Below are 22,161 nucleotides of genomic sequence, written 5' to 3' on the forward strand. Positions count from 1 at the left end.
CCGGCCGACATGCACGCTGTAGCGTCGGAGCCATGACCAGCACCACCACGCGCCCCGAGCTCACGCCCGCCGCCGCCGAGTTCGTCACCGAGCGCCACCTCGCCACGCTGACCACCCTGCGCGCCAACGGCACCCCGCATGTGGTCGCGGTCGGCTTCACCTGGGATCCGGAGGCCGGGATCGCGCGGATCATCACCAATGACGGGTCTGTGAAGGTCAATAATGTGCGGCGGTCCGGGTATGCGGCCGTGAGTCAGGTCGAGGGGCCGAAGTGGATCACCCTCGAGGGCCCGGCCACCATTCTGGAGGATCCGGAATCGGTAGCCGACGCCGTGAATCGCTATGCCGGGCGCTACCGCCAGCCGCGCGAGAACCCGACCCGCGTGGTCATCGCCATCACCGTGCAGCGCGTCCTGGCCAGCAGCCTCCTGAAGCCCGGCGCTCCCGCCACCGACCACTGACCGCACCGTAGTCGCAGGCCTTCTCGATATCTGCAGGGTTGCCAGGCCCGCAGCTATCGAGAGGGCCTGCGACTTTCCGAGGTACGGGCCGCTGACATGCGGAGATGCTCCCTGTATTCTCTAGGGATGGGTTACGAATGGTTGTCATCGGCAACCAACCTGAGCGGCGGTCTCACAGCCGAAGCGGTCCTCGGAGCACTCTCCGATTCGCGACGGCGCTGGGTACAGGCGGTATCGACCAAAACCGGGGCTCCGGGACTGGCGGTATGGACCCGCACCTGGGACGACATGCCGATCCTGGTGGTCCTGCGACCACTCGGCGGGTTCGATCACCAGATCGTGCACGCCGCGCCGATGACCGCCGACCAGGTGACCGCGTTCGAAGAATGGGAGGCGAACCAATGAGCACGAAAGACAATGACTTCCGTGGCCTGGCGGACGCTGAGGACCTCGCTGCCGCAGCCGCCGCGGGGGAACTGATCTTCGGCGACACCCTGGACGCCGACAAGGTGCTGCCCTCGCGGCTCGCCGTCCGCGACACCGCGGACGACACCCTGGTGGTGACCACCGTCCGGCTCACCGTGCGCCAGCGCCGGCGCGCGGAGGAGATCGCGGCCAAGCGCGGCACCGATCTCGCCTCGCTCATCCGCAGTTGGGTGGACGAGGGCATCGCCGAGGACGACCAGGACTATTCGGTCTCGGCGGCCGATATCAAGCGCATGCTCGCGGGCCTACGCCGCATCGCCTGATCATTCCCGGCCGTCCGCGGCGTCTACATTCCCGAGCTCACACCAGGGAAAGACGGTAGATCATGGCCACGCTGCACGATGTCCTGCAAACCCATGTCGACAACGGCGCGCTGCCGGGCGCGGTGGCGATCGTCGCCGACCGGAACGGTATGGAGGAAGCCGCGGTCGGATTCGCGCATGCGGGCGACACGGTCCCCATGACGCCGGATTCGATCTTCCGGCTCGCCTCGCTCACCAAACCCATTACGGCTGCGGCACTTCTGATGCTCGTCGATGACGGACAGGTCGGGCTGCATGATCCCGTGGATCGATGGCTGCCCGAACTCGCGCACCCGAAGGTGCTGCGCACGCCCGCGAGCCCGATCGACGATGTGGTCCCGGCGGACCGGCCGATCACGGTCTTCGACCTGCTCAGCTCCCACGCCGGATACGGGTTCGCCTCCGACTTCGACCTGCCGGTCATGCACGCGCTGTTCACCGTGCAAAAGGACGGCCGCGAGCCGCAGAGCTTCCCGCCGGTGGATGAATGGATGGCCGCGCTCGGCGCGATTCCGCTGCTGAGCCAGCCGGGCACCGCCTGGCTCTACGACACCTGTTCGGCGATCCAAGGTGTGCTCATTGCCCGGGCGTCGGGCCATTCGCTGCCCGATTTCCTGTCCGAGCGAATCTTCGAGCCGCTCGGCATGACCGATACCGGCTTCACGGTGCCGAAGTCCGAACGCCACCGCTTCACCAGCTACTACCGGCAGGGCGAGGACGGCCTCAAGCTCGCGGACGGACCGAACGGTCAGTGGAGCACCCCGCCCGCCTTCCCGCTCGGCTCGGGCGGCCTGGCCGGAACCGCCGGGGACTGGCTGCGATTCGGCGAGATGCTGCTGGCCGAAGGCGTCAGCACGGACGGTCACAGACTGCTGTCCACCGAATCGATCGCACTCATGACCACCGATCACACCACCCCCGCCAGCCGGAAGTTCGGCGAACTGTTCCTCGACGGCCAGGGCTGGGGTTTCGGCGGCTCTGTGGATATCGCCCCGATCGATGCCTGGAATGTGCCCGGCCGCTACGGCTGGGTCGGCGGCACCGGCACCTCGGCGCACATCGTGCCGTCGACGGGTTCGATCGCCATTCTGCTCACTCAAGTCGGCGCGGACAGCCCCGTCCCGGATCCGTGGATCCGGGACTTCTGGAGCTACCCAACGACTCTCGAAGGACCTACAGCCGGGTGAGGCCGTGCGGGCGGTTGTTCATGGACTCGCAGCCGTCCTCGGTCACCACCACGATGTCCTCGATGCGCGCACCCCACGAGCCCGGGAAGTACACGCCCGGTTCGATACTGAATGCCATGCCCGCCTCGAGCACCAGATCATTGCCCGCCACGATGTAGGGCTCCTCGTGCACGGACAGGCCGATGCCGTGGCCGGTGCGGTGCACGAAGTACTCGCCGAGTCCGGCCGCGGTCAGCACATCGCGTCCGGCGGCGTCGACCGACTCGGCGGTCACGCCCGGCCGCACCGCGGCGACCGAAGCCGCCTGCGCGCGTTCGAGTTCCGCGATCTGCGCGGCCACTTCCTCCTCCGGCTCACCGAGCACATAGGTGCGGGTGGAGTCGGAGTAGTAGCCGGGTTCGACCGGCCCGCCGATATCGATGACCACCACGTCACCGTCCTCGATCACGCGCTGCGACACCTCATGATGCGGGTCCGCACCGTGCGGGCCGCTGCCCACGATGACGAAAGCCGCTGCGGTGTGGCCCTCTTCGAGAATGGCGGCGGCGATATCGGCCGCCACTTCGCCCTCGGTGCGCCCGGCGCGCAGGAATTCACCCATGCGGGCATGCACCCGATCGATGGCCGCACCCGCGCGACGCAACGCGTCGATCTCGCTGGCGTCCTTGTACATTCGCAGCTGTCGCAGCACCGGGGTGGCCGAAACCGGTACGGTGCCGAAGGAATCGGCGATCGGCAGCAGATGCAGTGCGGGCATGGCGTCATCGACCGCGGTGCGCGCACCGGCATTCAGCACCGATTTCACGATCCGATACGGATCGACGCCATCCACCCAATCCAGCACTCGCAGACCGAGTTCCCCGGTCGCGGAATCCTTCAGCCCCGCCAGTTCCATCTTCGGAATCACCACCGAGGGCGTCTCCCCGCTTGCCGGAATCACCAGGCAGGTCAGCCGTTCGAAGGACTGCGCCCGGGAACCGATGAGATAGCGCAGGTCCGAACCGGGAGTGATGAGCAGGGCATCGAGGTGCGCATTGCGCGCCAACTCCGCCGCCCGCTCCAACCGCGCCCCGTAGACCGCCGCCGCGAACCGTGACTCGTCATGATCGCTCATGTCCACCCAAGTTACCCGCAGACACCGCCCGCCCCCAATACACCCGCTCAGCCCGCCCTCCCGGTAGCGTCAGAGCCCATGAGCACTCCTGCCGCCGGTCCGCTGCTGCTGCTCGACGGGGCCAGTCTGTGGTTCCGCGCGTTCTACGGCATTCCGGAGAAGATCACCGCACCCGACGGTCGACCCGTCAATGCCCTGCGCGGCTTCACCGACATGATCGCGGCGTTGACCAAACAGCACTCCCCCAGCCGCCTCGTGGTGTGCCTGGATCTGGATTGGCGACCGCAGTTCCGCGTGGACCTGATTCCGTCCTACAAGGCGCATCGGGTCGCCGAGACCGTCGACGTCGCGGCGTTGGACGGCCATGCCGCCGCCGTCGAGGCCGAGGAGGTGCCCGATACCCTCACGCCCCAGGTCGACATGATCATGGAGATGCTCGAGGCCGCGGGAATCGCCACCGCCGGGGCGGAAGGCCTGGAGGCCGATGATGTGATCGGCACCCTCGCGACCACGGAAACCGACAGCGAGGTCATCGTGGTGAGCGGCGACCGCGACCTCCTGCAACTGGTGCGCGACACCCCCACCCCGCCCGTGCGCGTGTTCTACGTCGGCCGTGGCCTGTCCAAGGCCGAACTGTGGGGACCGGCCGAGGTATCGGCCAAATACGGTGTGCCGGAAGAGAATGCGGGCCCCGCCTACGCCGATATGGCAACCCTGCGCGGTGATGCCTCCGACGGCCTGCCCGGTGTCGCGGGCGTCGGCGACAAATCCGCCGCCCAGCTGATCACCCGCTACGGCACGGTCGAGGCCCTGCGCGCCGCGGCGGCCGATCCGGATTCCGATCTCGCCAAGGGCGTGCGCGCGAAACTCCTTGCCGCGGACGACTATTTGAAGGCGGCGGCCCCCGTGGTCCGGGTGGTCCGCGATGCCGACGTGGAGCTCTCCGGCCCGGATCTACTCCCCCGCACCCCGGCCGATCCCGATCGCCTGAATGCCCTCGCGGTCGCCTACAACGCCGAAAGCCCTGTCAAGCGACTGCTTTCCGCCATGGCCAAGCGCTGAGCCTGCACCGAGAACCGCTGAGAGCCCTGCGCCGAGAACCCTGCGCTGAGAACGAAGCTCAGCGCAGCGGGGCGATCGGCCAGGTTTCGGGCTTACCGTTCAGATCGGTGATCACGGCCTCGGTGAAGTAACCCTTCGACACCTTCCGCAGCGTGATGTGCGTGGGCGCGGTCGCCTCATGCCCGGCAGCGCAATTGGGTTCGCAGATGCGCCGGTACTGGGTCCCCTCCCCCTCGGCCGTGTCCGGTCCCCAAGTGCTCCAGGTGATGCTCTGCACGCTCAAACCGCCGTCCCCGCAGGCGAGCAGCATGCGTCCCGGCCGCGTCACCGGATTATTGGCGATGCAGTCATTGACGAACGGCGACGAGGCGATCTCGGCCGTACTGGTGACGGTCTTCTGCGAATTCGATTCCGCCCCATCGGAACCGGACTGGGAGCAGCTCGCAGTCAGCGCGAGGGCGGCGACCGCCAGGCCCCATTTCGCCCGGCGCGCAAAACTTTTCGACATCACTTCCCCAGAAATCCTCGGAAAACAGCTCGGGCGCCCGCACCACGCGAGCGCCCATCCACTGTGCTGACTGAAACACCGTGCCGATGAAACTGAACTAGCTCGGGCGACCGACCTCGTAGGTGCCGTCGTCCTTGGTGACCTTGATGGTGACCTTCTTGGCCTCGCCACCCACCTTGAGGGTGCAGTCGAAGGTCTTGTCGACCTCGACCTTCTGGCCGGACGGGCAGCTCACATCCTGGACATCCTCGATGCCGTAGGAATCCTTGAGCACCTTCTGGACACCGGTCGCGACGGCCTTGTCGTCCAGTTGATCCTTGGCGGTCAGGTAGAACACGCCACCGACGATCGCGCCGACCACGATCACCGCGACCAGACCGAGCAGGATGAAGAGACCGGTCTTCTTTTTCTTCGGCGGCTGCGGCTGCCACGGCTGGCCCGGCTGCTGCTGATCCCAACCCGGCTGACCCGGCTGACCGGGCTGACCCTGCTGCGGCCACTGCGGCTGCGACTGCTGCCCCCACGGCTGCTGACCGGTCTGCGGCTGCTGCTGATCCCACCCGGGCTGACCGGGCTGCCCCGGCTGACCCTGCTGCGGCCACTGCGGCTGGCTCTGGCCCCAATTCTGCTGCGGCTGCTGGGGTTGCTGCGGCTGGCTCTGCGCCCACGGCTGAGCCGGCTGCTGCGGCTGGTTGGGGTCACTGCCCCACTGGGTGGTCGGTTGCGCAGGCTGCTGCGGTTGCCCCGGCTGCTGCGGTTGCCCAGGCTGCTGCGGTTGCCCAGGCTGCTGCGGTTGCCCACCCCACTGCTGAGTCGGTCCGGCGCCACCGGGCGCGGGCTGACCGCCACCCCAGTGCTGCGTCGGATCGTTGCGTCCCTCCCCTGTGCCAGGGGCGTCGTTCGGTCCGTACGGGCCGCTCATTTGCTTGCCTCCACTCGCAATCCGTCCTACACACGCTAGCCCCCCGAGCGGGTACACGCTCGTGAACCCACTGCGGTCGGTGTCAAAGAATCAAAGCACAGTCATATCTACTACGCCGCGTCCACGGCCACGACACCCCGCCGAATTGCCCGCACCGCCTTGGACGCGGTACCCGCGACCTCGACATCGTCGGCGGTGTTGTGGATCTGATCCAACAGATCGATGACCTGTCGGCACCAGCGCACGAAATCGCCCGCAGACAGCGAGTTTCCGCGATCGCCACTGGCCAGCAGGGCATCGGCGAGATCGTCCCCGCGCGCCCACGTATAGATGCCGGTAATGAATCCGACGTCCGGTTCACGGGTCGGCGGCAGCCGATGCTTGGCCTCATCGGTGCGCAATTGCGACCACACGCCGATCGTGGCATCCACCGCCCGGCGAATCGGCTCGGTCGGGCCGGAAGCACCGAGATAGCCGCCCTCCTGGCGGGATTCGTACACCAGGATGGACACCGCGGCCGCCAGCTCGGCCGGGCCGAGACCCCGCCACAGACCCTGGCGCAGGCTTTCGGCCACCACCAGATCGGCCTCGCCGTAGATGCGGGCCAGGCGACGACCGTCGGCGGTCACCTCACCTTCGTCGACATAGCCGCGCTCATCCAGCAGCGCGAGAATCCGATCGAAGGTGCGGGCCAGCGAATTCGTGGTAGCCGCGACCTGCTGGCGCATGGACTCGGTTTCGCGTTCCACCCGGTTGTAGCGTTCGCCGATGCGCGCCAGCTGTTCCCGGTCCGGGCGCTGATGCGCCGGGTGATTACGCAGGGCAGTGCGCAAGGTCTGCAACTGGCGATCGTCGGCGGCCTTCGACTTCGGTCCGCCGCCGCGCCGACCCCGCCCCGGCGCAATGATGCCGGTATTGCGCAAAGACGAAGCCAGATCCCGGCGCACCCGCGCGGTGCGGTGATCGACGTGCCGCGGCAGCCGCAATCGGCCCAGCGCCTGCGCCGGGGTCGGGAAGTCGGCGGCCGAGACGCGTCCGGCCCACTTGTCCTCGGTGAGCACCAGCGGGCGCGGATCACCCGGTGTCGCATCGGGTTCCAGAATGACGGCGAGGCCCTGGCGACGGCCAGACGGAATCGCCACCACATCACCGCGCCGCAGCGCGATCAGCGCCGCCACGGCCTCGGACCGGCGATCGGTGCGGCCCTGCCGTTCGATCGTCCGCTCCCGTTCCCGAATGCGTTCGCGCAGTTGGAAATACTCGAAGAAGTCGTCATCGCCGAGCTGGGAGCGCAGCTTGCGCAGTTGCGCCTCATTGCGTTCGATGCCGCGCACCAGTCCGACAACCGCCCGGTCCGCCTGGAACTGCGCGAAGGACCGCTCCAGCAGCGCCCGCGATTCCGCCGCACCCATCCGGTCGATCAGATTGATCGACATGTTGTAGCCGGGCCGGAACGAACTGCGCAGCGGATAGGTCCGGGTCGAGGCCAGACCGGCCACCGCACTGGTGTCCACCTCCGGCTGCCACATGACCACCGCGTGACCCTCGACATCGATGCCACGCCGCCCGGCACGCCCGGTGAGCTGCGTGTATTCACCCGGGGTCAGCTCGGCGTGCGTCTCGCCATTGAACTTGACCAGTCGTTCCAGCACCACCGTGCGCGCGGGCATATTGATGCCCAGAGCCAGTGTCTCCGTGGCGAATACGACCTTCACCAGCCCGCGCACGAACAGTTCCTCGACCGTATGCCGGAAGGCGGGCAACATCCCCGCGTGATGCGCGGCGAAACCGCGGTGCAGGCCCTCACGCCACTCGTAGTAGCCCAGCACCTCGAGGTCGCTGCGCGGCAGATCCCCGGTGTGCTTCTCGATGATCGCGTTGATCTCCTCGCGGTCCTCCTCGCGCGAAAGATCCAGCCGCGAGCGCACGCACTGCGCGAGCGCGCCATCGCAGCCCGCCCGGCTGAAGATGAACGTAATGGCCGGAAGCAGCCCCGCCGCATCGAGTTGCGCGATCATCTCCGGACGCGGCAGCGGCCGGAAATTGCGCCGCGGCCCACCCCGCCCCCGGCCCGGAACCGCCCAATTGTCCATGCGGTCGGTGGCTTCCCGATGCTTGATATAGCGCACCAGGTCCTCGTCCACGACCACCTTCTGGTCGCTGGAGCGCTGATCGAACAGATCGAACAGCCGTTTGCCCACCATGACGTGCTGCCACAAGGGAATCGGCCGCACCTCGTCCACGATGACCGTGGTATTGCCGCGCACCGTCTCCATCCACGCGCCGAACTCCTCGGCATTGCTGACCGTCGCGGACAGGCTCGCCAGCTTCACCTCCGGCGGCAGGTGCAGGATGACCTCCTCCCACACCGCGCCGCGGAACCGGTCGGCCAGGTAGTGCACCTCGTCCATGACCACATACGAAAGCCCGTGCAGCGCATCGGAACCCGCGTACAGCATGTTCCGCAGCACCTCGGTGGTCATGACCACGACCGAGGCGCCCGGATTGATGGACTGGTCACCGGTCAGCAAGCCGACGGTATCGCGACCGTAGCGCGCGGTGAGATCGGCGAACTTCTGGTTCGACAGCGCCTTGATGGGCGTCGTATAGAAGCATTTGCCGCCCGAGGCCAGCGCCAGATGCACCGCGAACTCACCGACGACGGTTTTACCCGCACCGGTGGGCGCGCAGACGAGCACACTGTGCCCGCCCTCGAGGGCCACACAGGAGTCCCGCTGGAACGGATCGAGCTCGAATTTCAGTTCGGCGGCGAATGCCGCGAGTTCGCCAGTAAGCGACCTTGATGCCACGCGTCAGAGCGTATCCGAGTAATCCGACACGCCTCGCGTTGTTTTTTCGGGCGTGGCCGCGGGAACCGGTTCGGGGGTGTCCACCGGAGTCACGCCGTCGATGCCGCCGCTGCTCTCGTCGAGCGGTGAGGCCTCATCGTCGGACAGGTTCGCCCAGTTCTCGGCCGCACGGGCCTTGCGCTTGTCATTGATGCGCGCGATCTGCACCGCGATCTCGAACAGCACGGTCAGCGCCAGAGCCAGCGCCAGCATGGAGAACGGGTCCTGCGGAGTCACGATGGCGGCGAACACGAACAGGCCGAAAATAAGCCCGCGCCGCCACTTGGTGAGCCGCTCATAGGTCAGCACACCCAGGAAGTTCAGGCCCACGATCAAGAGCGGGGTCTCGAAACTCACGCCGAAGATGATCAGCAGCTTGATGATGAACCCGAAGTACAGCGAACCACTCAACGCGGTGATCTGGGTGTTGTTGCCGATGGTGAGCAGGAAGCTCAGGGCGTGCGCGACGATCCAGTACGCCAGCACCGCACCGGCCACGAACAGGGTCGCGCCCGCGGTGACGAAGGAGATCGCGTACTTGCGCTCCTTCGAGTACAGCCCGGGCGTGACGAACGCCCACAGCTGATACAGCCAGATCGGGCTGGCCAGCACCACACCCGCGGTCGCGCCCACCTGAAGCCGCAGCATGAACTGCTCGAACGGTGCGGTGGCCAGCAGGCGGCACGCCCCATCGGGGCTGATATTGGCGCGCGAGGACGCGGGGAGTTCACAATACGGTCCAGTCAGCAGATCGCCGAGGCTCTCGATGCCGAGGAACGAATGCGAGTACCAGAAGAACCCGAGCAGCGTGGTGACCGAAATGGCCGCCAGCGCGACGAGCAGGCGATACCGCAGCTCGGCCAGATGCTCGACGAGGGACATGGTGCCCTCGGGATTGGTCCGGCGCTTACTGCGGCGCGGATCGAACGGAATGCGCATGTGTGTGTGACTGCCTCGCTGCGAATGAACGCCCCGGACCTGGACAACGCTTCACCCGGGGTGAGTGCCTCACTCGACCCCGGGCGTCAGGAAAGTGTCAGACCTGGGGCTTCTCGACATTCACGGGCTGCGCGGCGGTGGATTGCACCGGCTGCGCGGCGGGGAGCTGCTGCGGGGCGGCCGCCTCGGGGGCGGTCTCGGCCGGCTTGGCGGCCTCGGTCTGCATCTGGCTGACTTCGCTCTTGAAGATCCGCATGGAGCGGCCCAGGCTGCGGGCCGCGTCGGGCATCCGCTTCGAGCCGAAGAACAGCAGGAAGACCAGTGCGACGATCAGCAAATGCCACGGGCTGATGCTGCCCATAATTCCAACCTCCAAAGACTGTGGTGTTTCAAATGCTACCGGACATGCATATGAGCGCTTGCGTCGTCAAGAGCCGCGGTGCGCCGCACCGCTCAATTGCGCCAGCAGTTCGGGGCCGGACCAGGTACGACGGTCACCACCCTCTGCCGCGGTAACGAGTTCGATGAGCTTTCGGTTCACCGGAGTCGGAAGTCCGACCATGGCGCCCAGGCTCACGATTTCACCGCACAGCCAAGCGATTTCGGTCTTGCGCCCGGCCGCCAGATCATCGGCCATGGACGATCGCGCCACCGGATCGATGGCCAGCACCTTGCCCGCAACCCGGCGGAACAGACCATCGGGCACGGTTAGCAGCCGCACCATGACCTCCGGCGGCAGCACCGTGAGCCGGGCCGGACGGATTCGGGCCCGCTCCATGGCCGCCAGGGCCTCGGCCTGAGCCAATGCCAGGCAACGGCGGTAGTCGCGGGTGCCGAGTTCCTCGCGCAGCGGGCGGCCGGAAAGGGCATTGATCGGATTGTTCAGGTTCAGAAGGAGTTTCGCCCACTGGATCGGCAGCAGATCCGCATAACGCTTGATGCCCAGCCCGGATTGGCGGAACACCGGGGCGAACCGATCGAGCACCGGATCATCGGCGATATCGACCCCGCCCGCGGTGCCGCGGTGGAAACGACCACCCGGATGGTGCACGACATTGAACATGACCATGCCCGCCAGCACCACGCAGGTGGGGAGGATTTCCCGGATCACCGCATCATTGCCGATGCCGTTCTGCAGGCTCAGCACGACCGTGCCGGGCTTCAGCAGGCCGGACAGTTGCTGGGCGGCGTTCGCGGTATCGGCGGACTTGACGGTGATCAGGACCAGATCGGCGTCACCCGACGGCTCGGTGGCCGTGCGGAACGCGATCGGCTCGACCCGCTCGTCATTGCCGTCCAGATCGGTCAGTCGCAGCCCGGAGGCGGTGATCTCGTCGAGCATGCGCGGACGGCCGACAAAGGTGACATCCGCGCCCGCCGCCGCCAGCTTGCCGCCGACATACACCCCGATACTGCCCGCGCCGAGCACGGTTACTCGAAAGGTCAAGGACCGACCTCCTCCAAACCGGTCCGGGCGAACGCATTGTCCTCGGCCAGAGCCGAATACGCGGACAGGGCCGCACCCGAGCGTTCCCGCACGGCGGTGACCAACTCCGGCGGGCCGAGCACCGTGACACCGGCGCCGAAGCCCAAGAGCAGCCGCGCCATCCAATCCAGGGTGGCGAAGCGCATGGTCGCCTCGATGCCGCCGTCGGCATGCGTGGCGACCAGGTGCATCGGGTACTGCTCGAGCACCCAGGCGTAGTCGGGGTGAACCAGCAAGCGCGCCAAGGGAACCGCCGGATCATCGACGAACAGGTCCAGGGCGGCGATCTCGTCGGTGGCGTCCACCGGCGGGCGGGCCGGTTCCTCCAGTTCGGTGGCCTCCTCGATGCGATCGAGGCGGAACAGGCGCACGCCCTCGGCCTGGCGGCACCAGGCCTGCAGGTAGCTGTTGTTGTCCACCAGCACGATTCGGATCGGGTCCACGACGCGTTCGGAGACCTCATCGCGGCTGGCGGAGTAGTAGACCAGGCGCAGGGCGTGGTCATGCTCGAGCGCGGACCGGACGGTCGCCACGGACGGCGCCTCCACCGGCACCGGCAGGGTCGGACCGGTGAATTCCCGTCCGGAGATGGCGGATTCGATCTTGGCGATGGCCGAATGCGCGGCGCTCGGATCGACCATGCCGGGCAGGTCCGCGATCGAGCGCAGGGCCACCAGCAGCGCGGTCGCCTCCAGCGAGGTGAGGCGCAGCGGGCGGTCGATGCCCGCGGAGAAGGTGACCTCGATGCTCTCCTCGGAGAACGACAGGTCGATGAGATCGCCTGGGCCATAACCCGGCAGGCCGCACATCCACAGCTGATTCAGGTCGGTCATCAGCTGCTTGGTGGTGACGCCCAGTTCGGCTGCGGCCTCGGCCGCTCCGATACCCGGATTGGCCTGGAAGTACGGCACCATGTTCAGCAGTCGCGCCATGCGCACCGACAATCGGCTGCCCGCCGCTGCGGCATTGCCACGACGCCCATCGGATGCGCGCGCGTTCACGCTCTGCCCACCGCGGCGTTCCCGGGCGCCTCCGTGGTTACGCTCGCCTCCGGCTCCGTCGCTCACGCCGTGACCTCCGTACGCTTCAGAACCGATTCGAGCCGGGCAATCACATTGTCCCGCAGATCTTCCGGGGCCAGCACCAGGGCGTCCGCGCCGAGGCCGGTAATGAGCCGGGCCAGCCAGTCGCGCGAACGGATCGGTACCTCCACGATCGAACCCGGGCGGCCACCCAGAACGTGCTCCTCCATGGTCGCGCCCAGGCGGCGAATCTCCTGACCGCGCCCCTTCGCCACCCAGACCGTCGCCGATCCGGTGATCGGGGCCTGTCCGGTGACCGTGGCGACCAGCTCGCGCAGGTCCAGGTCTTCGGGCTTGTGCACGGTGGCCGGGCCGTATTCGGTGATCTCCGCGCCGATGCGGGAGATGCGGAAGGTGCGCGTGGCATCGCGGGCATTGTCGTGCCCGACCAGGTACCAGCGGCCGTTATGGGTCACCACGCCCCACGGGTCCACATCGCGTTCAACGGGTTCGCCGTGGGATTGGCGGTGCTGGAAGCGGACCGCGCGGCCCGCGTCGATGGCCGACAGGAGCTTGCCCAGCACCGGTTCCGAGCCGCGGGTGCGCGCCGGGACGGCGGGTACGGCGGCCACGCCCGCATCGGGTTCCACATGAATGCCCGCGGCGCGCAGTTTGAGCAGACCGCCCTCGATGGCGGTCGCCAGCTCCGGGGACTCCCACAATTGCGCCGCCACCGCGACGGCGGCGGCCTCCGCACTGGACAGATCAATATCGGGTAGCTCGTAGGCATCCCGATTGATCCGATAGCCCTCGACTCCCGAAAGTCGGCTCACCGGGCCGATTTCCAGGGGTATGCCCAGATCGCGCAGCTCGTTCTTGTCCCGCTCGAACATGCGGCTGAACGCCTCATCGCTCGCGGACTCCTCGTATCCCGCGACACTGTCGCGGATGCGTTCCGCGGTCAGGAATTGGCGGGTCGACAGCAGCGCGATAACCAGATTCATCAACCGCTCGACCTTGGATATCGCCACCCCCAAGAGAGTAGTAGGCCCAACGCCGAGACGTTTGGCGGGCTGTGTTTGTTTTGCCTCCGCTTCGCTCCGGCTGTTCGCGGCCCCCGAAGTCTCGGTTCTTCCCTCCCTCCGCTCCTCCGCTTCGCTCCCCCGCTCCACTCAGTCCAGAACCGAGACGGGCCGCGAACCCTCAGTGGGGTTCGCGGCCCGGCATCGCGTTTGACCAGCTACATGGAGGCGATCAAGCGGTCCACGCGCTCGTCGACCGAGCGGAACGGGTCCTTGCACAGGACCGTGCGCTGGGCTTGGTCGTTCAGCTTCAGGTGCACCCAGTCGACCGTGAAATCGCGGCCTGCCTCCTGCGCGGCGGTGATGAAATCACCGCGCAGCTTGGCGCGGGTGGTCTGCGGCGGCGTGGTGACCGCGGCGTCGACCGCCTCGTCCTCGGTGACCCGCTTGGCCAGGCCCTTGCGCGCGAGCAGGTCGAAGACGCCGCGTCCGCGCTTGATGTCGTGGTAGGCCAGGTCCAGCTGGGCGATCTTGGGATCGGACAGCTCCATGTTGTAGCGGTCCTGGTAGCGCTGGAAGAGCTTGCGCTTGATCACCCAGTCGATCTCGGTGTCCACCTTGGCGAAATCCTGCGCCTCGACGGCATCGAGGGTGCGGCCCCACAGATCCACCACGGCGTCCACCTGCGGGTCGCGGTCGCGGTTGTTGAGGTGCTCGACGGCGCGGGCGTAGTACTCGCGCTGGATATCGAGCGCGGAGGCCTGCCGACCGCCCGCCAGGCGCACCGGACGCCGCCCGGTGAGATCGTGCGACACCTCGCGAATGGCCCGAATCGGGTTGTCCAGAGCGAAGTCTCGGAATGCGACACCGGCCTCGATCATTTCCAGGACCAGCGAGGCGGTGCCCAGCTTGAGCATGGTGGTCGGCTCGGCCATATTCGAGTCGCCGACGATCACATGCAGGCGCCGGTACTTCTCGGCATCGGCATGCGGCTCGTCACGCGTATTGATGATCGGCCGCGAACGCGTGGTCGCCGAGGACACGCCCTCCCAGATGTGCTCGGCACGCTGGGACAGGCAGAAGGTGGCGGCCTTCGGCGTCTGAAGCACCTTTCCGGCCCCGCAGATGAGCTGCCGCGTCACCAGGAAGGGCAGGAGCACATCGGAGATCCGGGAGAACTCTCCGGCGCGCACCACGAGGAAGTTCTCATGGCAGCCGTAGGAGTTTCCGGCCGAGTCCGTGTTGTTCTTGAAGAGGTAGATGTCACCGCCGATCCCCTCTTCGGCCAGCCGCTGCTCGGCATCGATCAGCAGATCCTCGAGGACCCGCTCACCGGCCCGGTCATGCGTGACAAGCTGCACCAGGCTGTCACACTCGGCCGTCGCGTACTCCGGATGGGAACCGACATCAAGGTAGAGCCGGGCACCGTTGCGGAGGAACACGTTAGAGCTACGGCCCCAGGAAACTACCCGGCGGAAAAGGTACCGGGCCACCTCGTCTGGACTCAACCGACGGTGACCGTGAAACGTGCACGTCACCCCGAATTCGGTTTCGATCCCCATGATTCGTCGCTGCACTCTTTCGACATTACAGCGATGTAGTGCCGCATATAGGTGCTAGCGGGCAGCCGATGCAAACGTCTTGGCAACGATTTCGCACGGGATGCAACGCCGCACGCGGTGCCACCTGCCAAAAAGTAAGTGCCCTTTGCACTCTGCTGTCCCGAGTGCAAACACTCGGACTACCCGAGTGCAAAGTGCCGCCGGGCATTTCGCGGCTATGCGCGCAGACGAAACCCCCGGCCGCGCATTCATGACGAAAACGCTGTCCGCGCGGCCGGGGGAATCGGGTATTTCTATGCCTTGGAGGGGTCTCCGGAGGAAGGCTTGTCGGACTCGGCCGCGGCCTTGGCGCTTTGCGCTTTTCCGGTGATCAACTCGTGGAGCGCCGAACCCGCGAGACGCCGGAAGGCGCGGCGGGGCCGGGACTGTTCGAGGGTCGCCACCTCCAGCGACGACACTCCCACGGTCCGCGGCTTGTCCTTGTCGGCACCTTCCGGGGTGGCCTTGGCCAGCGCTGCCGTCGCCACGGTGACGGCGGTGTGCAGGTCCATGCCCGGACGGTAGGACTCCTTGAGCGCCGCGACGATGGGGTCGGTATTGCCGCCCATCACCACGAATTCCCGTTCGTCGACAATGGATCCGTCGAAGTTGATCCGGTACAGGACCGAGTTCTGCACCTGATCCGGATAGCCGACCTCGGCGATGCAGATCTCCACCTCGAACGGCTTGAGCTGATCGGTGAAGATGCTGCCGAGGCTCTGCGCGTACAGGTTGGCCAGGAACCGGCCGGTGACATCGCGCCGGTCGAATTGGTACCCGCGTAGATCGGCCTGCAGGATGCCGCCGCGGCGCAGGCTCTCGAACTCGTTGTACTTGCCGACCGCGGCGAAACCGACCCGGTCGTACAACTCACTCACCTTGTGCAGCGTGGCCGAGGGGTTCTCGGCCACGAACACCACACCCTTGTCGTACACCAGCACCGCGACGCTTCGGCCGCGGGCGATGCCCTTGCGCGCAAGTTCGGTCTTGTCGCGCATGATCTGTTCGGCGGACGCGTAATACGGCAACGTCATGCTGAGGCACCCCCTTCTTCGGCCTCGCGCGCGCTCACGATCGAGCGAGTGATCTCGGCCAGCCGCTCCTCCGGCACCTCTTCGGAGCCTTCGGCATCGATGATGATCGCCGTCGGGTAGATGCCCCGCATGGTGTCGGGGCCACCGGTGGCGGTGTCATCGTCGGCGGCGTCGAACAGCGACTCCACCGCAATGCTCAGCGCCCGAGCCTGATCGATGCCGCGACGGTAGGTCTTCTTGAGCGAAGACTTCGCGAACAGCGAACCGGAACCGACCGCCGTGTAACCGAATCGCTCCTCGGAGCGACCACCGACCACGTCGTAGGACACGATGCGCCCGGACTTGTCCGGGTCCTGCTGATCCGGGTCGAAACCGACCAGCAGCGGCACCACCGCGAGGCCCTGCAGGGCCGCGGGGAGGTTGTCGCGCACCATCTTCGAGAGTTTGTTGGACTTACCGTCGAAGGTGAGGGGGACGCCCTCGATCTTCTCGTAGTACTCGAGTTCCACGGCGAAGAGCCGGATCATCTCGATGGCCATACCCGCGGTGCCCGCGATGCCCGCCGCGGAGAAGGTGTCGGTGATGTACACCTTCTCGATATCGCGCTGGGCCAGCAGGTTGCCCTGGGTGGCCCGGCGGTCGCCCGCGATCAGCACGCCGCCGCGGTAGCTGACCGCGACGATGGTGGTGCCGTGCGGTGCGATATCCGACGGCGTACCCCCGTGCGAGGGTGCGCTGCCGGATCCGAAACCATTGCCGGGCAAGAGTTCCGGGGCGTACATCCGCAGGTATTCCGAGAAGGAGGAGAGGGCGAACCCCGTCTGGAGCCGCAGGGGGTCACCTGGTGTCACTGGCCGCCCTTCTGCACGTAGGCGCGGACGAAGTCCTCCGCGTTCTCCTCCAGGACGTCATCGATCTCGTCGAGCAGGTCGTCGGTTTCTTCCGCCAGTTTCTCGCGACGCTCCTGACCGGCAGCGCCGGCCCCCTCGGGGCCCTCGTCCTCGTCGCCACCACCGGTGCGCTTGGTCTGCTCTTGTGCCATAGCAGCCGACCTCCTCTGTGATCATCGGCGAGCTCCGGTCAAAACCCGAAGCTCGTGTCACCAACAGTACCCAGAGCAGGCGACAAGATGCCGGATTAACCGCAATGACGCCTGCCCGCGACCTCCCGGCAGCCTGCCGGACCGGCATACCGGGTCGATCGATCTCTTCTTAGTGCGTGAGCTGTTGCACCAGTTCGGCGGCGGTGTGAACACCGTCGAGGAGCTTGCCCACATGGGATTTGGTGCCGCGGCGCGGTTCCAGGGTCGGGATGCGGACCAGGGAGTCGCCGCCGAGGTCGAAGATGACCGAATCCCAGCTGGCCGCCGCGATATCCGCGCCGAAGCGACGCAGGCATTCGCCGCGGAAGTAGGCGCGGGTGTCGGTGGGCGGGTTGGTCATGGCGTCCATGACCTGCTGTTCGGAGACCAGGCGCTGCATGGATCCGCGGGCGACCAGGCGGTTGTAGAGGCCCTTGTCGAGGCGCACATCGGAGTACTGCAGGTCCACCAGGTGCAGCTTGGGCGCGGACCAGGTGAGGCCCTCGCGGGTGCGCATGCCTTCCAGCAGGCGCAGTTTGGCGGTCCAGTCGAGCAGATCGGCCGTTTCCATGGGGTCGCGCTCGAGCAGGTCGAGCACGTGCGCCCACTTCTCGATGACGTCCTGCACGCGGGCGTCGTCGATGCCCTCGCGGTCCATGAACTTCTCGACACGATCGAGGTAGATGCGTTGCAGCGCAAGGCCGGTCAGCTCGCGGCCGTCCGCCAGGGCGACGGTGGCGCGCAGGGTCGGGTCGTGACTGATGGTGTGCACGGCGGTGACCGGGCGGGCCAGCTGCAGATCCGAGAGGTCCTCACCGGCCTCGATCAGGTCCAGGACCAGGGCGGTGGTGCCGACCTTGAGGTAGGTGGACCATTCGGAGAGGTTGGCGTCGCCGATGATGACGTGCAGGCGGCGGTACTTGTCGGCGTCGGCGTGCGGTTCGTCGCGGGTATTGATGATGCCGCGCTTGAGCGTGGTCTCCAGGCCGACCTCGACCTCGATGTAATCCGAGCGCTGCGAGAGCTGGAAGCCGGGGGTGTCGCCGGACTGGCCGATACCGACGCGGCCGGAACCGCAGATGACCTGCCGGGATGCGAAGAACGGCGTGAGCCCGACAATGATCTGGTTGAACGGCGTCTCGCGGCTCATCAGGTAGTTCTCGTGGGTGCCGTAGGAAGCGCCCTTGCCGTCGACATTGTTCTTGTACAGCTGCATTCGCGGTGCGCCGGGCACGCTGGAGGCGTAGCGGGCGGCGGCCTCCATGACGCGCTCCCCCGCCTTGTCCCAGATGACCGCGTCCAGCGGGTCGGTGACCTCGGGCGCGGAGTACTCCGGGTGTGCGTGATCGACGTAGAGGCGGGCCCCATTGGTGAGGATCATGTTCGCCGCGCCGACCTCGTCGGCATCGATCACCGGCGCGGGCCCATTGAGCCGGCCGAGATCGAAACCACGCGCGTCGCGCAATGGCGATTCCACCTCGTAGTCCCAGCGGGTTCGCTTGGCGCGCGGCACGCCCTCGGCCGCGGCATAGGCGAGCACCGCCTGAGTGGACGTGAGAATCGGGTTGGCCGACGGCTCCGAAGGCGTCGAAATGCCGTACTCGACCTCGATTCCGATGATGCGCTCCATAGGTCGAGCCTAGGCGACGATGCCGCGAATCGGGCGCGCCCGGGGTGAGCCCGATCTCCGGGTCGCATCATTCCTGCGGCGTATCGCGGGTCGTCCTCCCGGGCGATTCGCGCTGACCTGGACCGACGGCACACTGTCACGCATGGTCGAATCGGTATCCCCGCCGCACCCGGAAGGCCCGGCTGACGTGGTCGCCGCCGAACCGAATCCGCTTGCCGCAGAAACCCGTCCGGCACGGCTGCCCGCATTGGATGTCCTGCGCGGCATCGCCATTCTGGGGACGCTGGGCACCAATATCTGGATCTTCACCAATGGCGCGGGCCTGATGGGCTACGTCGAGCAGCAGGATGAGCCCGAAGGCGCCTGGCTCTGGGCGGAGAAGTTCCTGCAACAGCTCCCGCAGGGCAAGTTCCTGGGACTGCTGACCATTATGTTCGGGATCGGGCTGGCGATTCAGCAGGCCTCGGCGGTGCGCGGCGGACAGGCCTGGCCGGGCGGCTATCCGGTCCGGGCCGGGCTGCTGTTCGTGGACGGGCTGCTGAACTTCTTCCTGGTCGCGGAATTCGACGTGCTCATGGGCTATGCCGTGACCGGGCTGGTGGTGGCGTTCGTGCTGGCGACCGGGCCGAAGGCGCGGCGGCGCTGGCTGATCGTGGCGTCGAGTATCCACGTGACCATGCTCACGCTGCTCGGGATCGGCCTGGCGCTGGGTGATTCACAGGAGCCTTCGAAGCCGGTCGACCCGAATCCCTATGCGGATGGCTCCTTCTGGGATCTGGTGGTCTACCGCTGGGAGCACATGCTGCTGTTCCGGCTGGAGCCGATCCTCATCTTCCCGATGTCCATCGCGCTGTTCCTGCTCGGCGCGCGACTGTTCCACGCCGGGGTGTTCGAGGCGCGGGGTGCGCGAATCCGTAAGCGGCTCATGATCATCGGCTTCGGCATTGCCGCGCCGCTGGACCTGGCGATCGGCATGACCGGCGGCACCGTCTTCACCCGCTACGGTATCGCCCCGTTCGTCTCGCTGGGGATCCTGGCCCTCGTGGCCGAACTCTATGTCCGCCGCCCCACATCGGGTTTCGTGGCCCGCCGCTTCAGCGAGGTCGGCCGCATGGCCCTGAGCTGCTACATCCTGCAAAACCTGGTGGCGGGCAGCATCTGCTACGGCTGGGGGCTGGGCCTGGCTGAACTGGTCTCCCCCGTCGCCCGCGTGCCGTTCACCGTCGGCATTTACCTGCTCGTCAGCGCCCTCATGCTGACCTTCGCTCACTTCTGGTTGCGCCGCTTCGAGCGCGGGCCGGTGGAATGGCTGTGGAACAACAGCTATCGGGCCATCACCCGGTAAGGGTCAGTTCGCGCGGGCCGCTTCGACTCGGGAGATGAGGTCGGAGACGACCGTGTCGCGAGTCAGCGGGACGTCGAGGCTGCGGGCATTGCCTTCCAGGAGCGCGAGAACGGATTCGGCGAGGATGCCTTCGACCTGCTCGCTGGTGAGGGTGGTGGCGGGATCGGCCCGCCAGCTGTTCACCACGCCGTCGACGAAGCCGATCATGCCGAAGGCCATGGGGCGGGCCCGATTTCGGTCGATGCCGAATCGCGCGAGGGTGTCGGCGAAGATGTTTGCCAGCTGGCCGCCGATGCGGTCCTTCGCACCCGCGAGGGCGCTGGAGGATTCGCCCTGGGGGTCGGCGGCGGCGAGGAAGCGGTGCAGGTTGGGGTGGCGTTCGACCCAGCCGACGTAGGTGCCGACCGCACCGCGCACGGCATCGCGGACGGTGCCGTCGGGGCGCAGGCGCGGAAGCAGTTCGGCGAGCAGCGTTTCCAGGATGTGGCCGCGGATTTGCTCATCGAGATCGGCGCGGCCCTCGAAGTGGCGGTAGACGACCGGGCGCGGGACGTGCAGTCGATCCGCGATCTGGCGCACCGAGATTTCGGTGCCGTTCTCCTCGATGACGGCGAGGGCGGCGTCGAGCATATCGGCGCGGCGGCGGGCCTTGTGGCCGTTCCAGCGGGTGCTGCGGCCGTCGGCGACCGCGGTCGATGGGGTTGCGCTGGTTCCGGTCACCCGCTTCACGATACCCACCCGACCATTGACCGATACATCATGTACCACTAATCTGAGTGTAACAGCTTGTAGCACTAAAAAGAGTCAGGAGCTGCCATGGGCGACAATGCCGTAGCCAATGGAGCAAAGAATGCCGTGGCCAACACAGCAACGGCCGCACAAACCTCCCGGGAATCCTTCGCGCAACGTTTGCTGACCGGATCGGTGAAGAAGTCCTACGACCCGGTGGTCGATATGGACTGGGACGCACCACTGGACCCGGACAAACTCTTCCTGCCACCCGAGGTCGTCTCGCTCTACGGCACCGCGCTCTGGGAAGCCATGAGCCATGAGCAGCGCCGCGAACTCTCCCGCCAGGAACTGGCCAGCGTGCTGTCGGTCGGCATCTGGTTCGAGAACCTGCTCAATCGACTGCTGTTGCGCGAACTCATGTCCGGGGATCCCACCTCCCGGCATTCGCATTACACGCTCACCGAGATGGGCGACGAATGCCGCCACATGATGATGTTCGGCAAGCTCATCGACCGCATCGAGGCGCGGCCGTACTGGCCCAAAGGCCATGAGCGGCTGGTGATCAGCTCGCTGCAGATCTTCCTGCGCGGGCCGATGGTGTGGGTCGGCGCATTGGTCGGCGAGGAGATCTTCGACGCCATCCAGCGACAGACCCTCGAAGATCCGGAACTACAGCCGATCGTGGCGCGCGCCATGCGAATTCACGTCACCGAGGAAGCGCGGCACATCGGGTTCGCGCGGGACGCGCTGGCACGGCGGGTGCCGACCATGTCGCGGACGGAGCTGGCGTACGTGCGGTTGTGCGTCGCGGTGGCCGCGCCGCTGTTCGTATATCTGATGACGAACTGGCATATGTATGTTCGCGCCGGGATCGAGGATGGCCGGGGTGCGCGCCGCATTGCCCGGAACAATCCGCATGCCAAGCGGGTACTCGGCGTGGGCGCGGCGAATCTCGGTGCGTTCCTGGACAAGCAGGGGTTGATCGGGCCGATCGGCAAGCGGATCTGGCGGCGTCGGGGGCTGATGTGATGCGGCTGTCGCGGCTCGGGAAGCACGCCGCCGAGAATTTCCCGGAACTCGCGGAACCCGAACCCGCGCCGGAGTATTCGGGTCCGGCGCTGCTGGACGCACCCGGTGCGGAGCTTCCGGTCACGGTTGCCCTGAGCGGCTATCTCGATCCGATCGACGGCCATTTCCATTGGTACGGACGGATTTCCGCGCCGGACGGCGTCGAACTGCCCGATCCCGGACGCGGGCAAGTGATCCTGACGATCCCGGGCAGAACTCCGGCCCGGGGTCAGCTTCAGGAGCGCGACCCGTGGGGCAACCTGCGGATTGTCGGTATCGGCGCGCCGCCGTTCGCGAATTAGGTTCGCAG

The 22,161-nt window shown here is 66.9% G+C and carries 23 protein-coding genes; 8 read left to right on the plus strand and 15 right to left on the minus strand.

The features are described from left to right. Positions 1 to 32 precede the first annotated feature (32 nt). The 4 genes from AB0N05_RS26115 to AB0N05_RS26130 all read left to right on the plus strand — a co-directional run bounded on the left by AB0N05_RS26115 (position 33) and on the right by AB0N05_RS26130 (position 2,436). The gene (locus AB0N05_RS26115; protein ID WP_364698487.1) at positions 33 to 461 is read left to right on the plus strand and encodes a PPOX class F420-dependent oxidoreductase; all 429 of its coding nucleotides are present in this window, start codon (positions 33 to 35) and stop codon (positions 459 to 461) included. 126 nt (positions 462 to 587) lie between these two features. Then, positions 588 to 866, plus strand: coding sequence for a hypothetical protein (locus AB0N05_RS26120; protein ID WP_364698488.1), 279 nt, complete (start codon positions 588 to 590; stop codon positions 864 to 866). Beyond that, positions 863 to 1,210, plus strand: a complete 348-nt coding sequence (locus tag AB0N05_RS26125; RefSeq protein ID WP_364698489.1) for a hypothetical protein — start codon at positions 863 to 865, stop codon at positions 1,208 to 1,210. The genes AB0N05_RS26120 and AB0N05_RS26125 overlap by 4 nt, the downstream gene beginning before the upstream one ends. Before the next feature lie 62 nt (positions 1,211 to 1,272). Further along, complete coding sequence (locus AB0N05_RS26130; RefSeq protein ID WP_364698490.1) at positions 1,273 to 2,436, plus strand: serine hydrolase domain-containing protein; 1,164 nt, start codon at positions 1,273 to 1,275, stop codon at positions 2,434 to 2,436. On the opposite strand, the gene AB0N05_RS26135 is transcribed toward AB0N05_RS26130, so the two are convergent. Then, positions 2,423 to 3,550: a Xaa-Pro peptidase family protein gene (locus AB0N05_RS26135; protein WP_364698491.1), complete on the minus strand. Its 1,128-nt coding sequence runs from the start codon at positions 3,548 to 3,550 to the stop codon at positions 2,423 to 2,425. The genes AB0N05_RS26130 and AB0N05_RS26135 overlap by 14 nt on opposite strands. Before the next feature lie 78 nt (positions 3,551 to 3,628). Between AB0N05_RS26135 and AB0N05_RS26140 the strand changes: the two genes are divergently transcribed. Further along, positions 3,629 to 4,612 carry a 5'-3' exonuclease gene (locus AB0N05_RS26140; RefSeq protein ID WP_364698492.1) on the plus strand — a complete coding sequence of 328 codons (984 nt, stop codon included), beginning with the start codon at positions 3,629 to 3,631 and terminating at the stop codon, positions 4,610 to 4,612. Between the two features lie 58 nt (positions 4,613 to 4,670). Here AB0N05_RS26140 and AB0N05_RS26145 read toward each other — a convergent pair whose 3' ends face one another. From AB0N05_RS26145 to dop, 13 genes are all read right to left on the minus strand, one after another. After that, entirely contained in the window at positions 4,671 to 5,120 is a 450-nt protein-coding gene (locus AB0N05_RS26145; RefSeq protein ID WP_364698493.1) for a hypothetical protein, read from the minus strand. Positions 5,121 to 5,217: 97 nt separating this feature from the next. Continuing rightward, positions 5,218 to 6,042 carry a DUF4333 domain-containing protein gene (locus tag AB0N05_RS26150; RefSeq protein WP_364698494.1) on the minus strand — a complete coding sequence of 275 codons (825 nt, stop codon included), beginning with the start codon at positions 6,040 to 6,042 and terminating at the stop codon, positions 5,218 to 5,220. A gap of 110 nt (positions 6,043 to 6,152) precedes the next feature. Then, positions 6,153 to 8,852: an RNA helicase gene (locus AB0N05_RS26155; protein ID WP_364698495.1), complete on the minus strand. Its 2,700-nt coding sequence runs from the start codon at positions 8,850 to 8,852 to the stop codon at positions 6,153 to 6,155. Positions 8,853 to 8,855: 3 nt separating this feature from the next. After that, positions 8,856 to 9,830: a twin-arginine translocase subunit TatC gene (gene tatC, locus AB0N05_RS26160; RefSeq protein WP_364698496.1), complete on the minus strand. Its 975-nt coding sequence runs from the start codon at positions 9,828 to 9,830 to the stop codon at positions 8,856 to 8,858. Between the two features lie 97 nt (positions 9,831 to 9,927). Beyond that, positions 9,928 to 10,191, minus strand: coding sequence for a Sec-independent protein translocase subunit TatA (tatA, locus tag AB0N05_RS26165; RefSeq protein ID WP_364698497.1), 264 nt, complete (start codon positions 10,189 to 10,191; stop codon positions 9,928 to 9,930). Positions 10,192 to 10,257: 66 nt separating this feature from the next. Next, positions 10,258 to 11,277 carry a 2-dehydropantoate 2-reductase gene (locus tag AB0N05_RS26170; RefSeq protein ID WP_364698498.1) on the minus strand — a complete coding sequence of 340 codons (1,020 nt, stop codon included), beginning with the start codon at positions 11,275 to 11,277 and terminating at the stop codon, positions 10,258 to 10,260. Next, positions 11,274 to 12,248: a YafY family protein gene (locus AB0N05_RS26175; RefSeq protein WP_364699095.1), complete on the minus strand. Its 975-nt coding sequence runs from the start codon at positions 12,246 to 12,248 to the stop codon at positions 11,274 to 11,276. The genes AB0N05_RS26170 and AB0N05_RS26175 overlap by 4 nt, the downstream gene beginning before the upstream one ends. Before the next feature lie 131 nt (positions 12,249 to 12,379). After that, positions 12,380 to 13,369, minus strand: coding sequence for a YafY family protein (locus AB0N05_RS26180; protein ID WP_364698499.1), 990 nt, complete (start codon positions 13,367 to 13,369; stop codon positions 12,380 to 12,382). Between the two features lie 209 nt (positions 13,370 to 13,578). Next, complete coding sequence (gene pafA / locus AB0N05_RS26185) at positions 13,579 to 14,937, minus strand: Pup--protein ligase (RefSeq protein ID WP_364698500.1); 1,359 nt, start codon at positions 14,935 to 14,937, stop codon at positions 13,579 to 13,581. Between the two features lie 278 nt (positions 14,938 to 15,215). After that, a complete protein-coding gene (gene prcA, locus AB0N05_RS26190; protein WP_364698501.1) occupies positions 15,216 to 15,995 on the minus strand; it encodes a proteasome subunit alpha in 780 nt (259 codons plus the stop codon). Continuing rightward, entirely contained in the window at positions 15,992 to 16,777 is a 786-nt protein-coding gene (gene prcB / locus AB0N05_RS26195) for a proteasome subunit beta (RefSeq protein ID WP_364699097.1), read from the minus strand. Before prcB ends, prcA begins: the two co-directional genes overlap by 4 nt. A gap of 65 nt (positions 16,778 to 16,842) precedes the next feature. After that, positions 16,843 to 17,037, minus strand: coding sequence for a ubiquitin-like protein Pup (locus tag AB0N05_RS26200; RefSeq protein WP_201944403.1), 195 nt, complete (start codon positions 17,035 to 17,037; stop codon positions 16,843 to 16,845). Positions 17,038 to 17,206: 169 nt separating this feature from the next. After that, on the minus strand, positions 17,207 to 18,706 hold the full coding sequence (gene dop, locus AB0N05_RS26205; protein WP_364698502.1) for a depupylase/deamidase Dop: 1,500 nt from the start codon (positions 18,704 to 18,706) through the stop codon (positions 17,207 to 17,209). 142 nt (positions 18,707 to 18,848) lie between these two features. Here dop and AB0N05_RS26210 point away from each other — a divergent pair, with 142 nt between their 5' ends. Then, the gene (locus AB0N05_RS26210) at positions 18,849 to 20,051 is read left to right on the plus strand and encodes a DUF418 domain-containing protein (protein WP_364698503.1); all 1,203 of its coding nucleotides are present in this window, start codon (positions 18,849 to 18,851) and stop codon (positions 20,049 to 20,051) included. A 3-nt stretch (positions 20,052 to 20,054) separates the two neighbouring features. Here AB0N05_RS26210 and AB0N05_RS26215 read toward each other — a convergent pair whose 3' ends face one another. After that, on the minus strand, positions 20,055 to 20,771 hold the full coding sequence (locus tag AB0N05_RS26215; RefSeq protein ID WP_364698504.1) for a TetR/AcrR family transcriptional regulator: 717 nt from the start codon (positions 20,769 to 20,771) through the stop codon (positions 20,055 to 20,057). A gap of 135 nt (positions 20,772 to 20,906) precedes the next feature. Here AB0N05_RS26215 and AB0N05_RS26220 point away from each other — a divergent pair, with 135 nt between their 5' ends. Together AB0N05_RS26220 and AB0N05_RS26225 are read left to right on the plus strand one after the other, a co-directional pair. Further along, complete coding sequence (locus AB0N05_RS26220) at positions 20,907 to 21,812, plus strand: diiron oxygenase (protein WP_364698505.1); 906 nt, start codon at positions 20,907 to 20,909, stop codon at positions 21,810 to 21,812. Further along, positions 21,812 to 22,153: a DUF4873 domain-containing protein gene (locus AB0N05_RS26225; RefSeq protein WP_364699099.1), complete on the plus strand. Its 342-nt coding sequence runs from the start codon at positions 21,812 to 21,814 to the stop codon at positions 22,151 to 22,153. Before AB0N05_RS26220 ends, AB0N05_RS26225 begins: the two co-directional genes overlap by 1 nt. The last annotated feature ends 8 nt before the right edge of the window (positions 22,154 to 22,161 follow it).

Origin of the sequence: Nocardia sp. NPDC051030 (assembly GCF_040683015.1) — a bacterium.
Lineage (GTDB): Bacteria > Actinomycetota > Actinomycetes > Mycobacteriales > Mycobacteriaceae > Nocardia.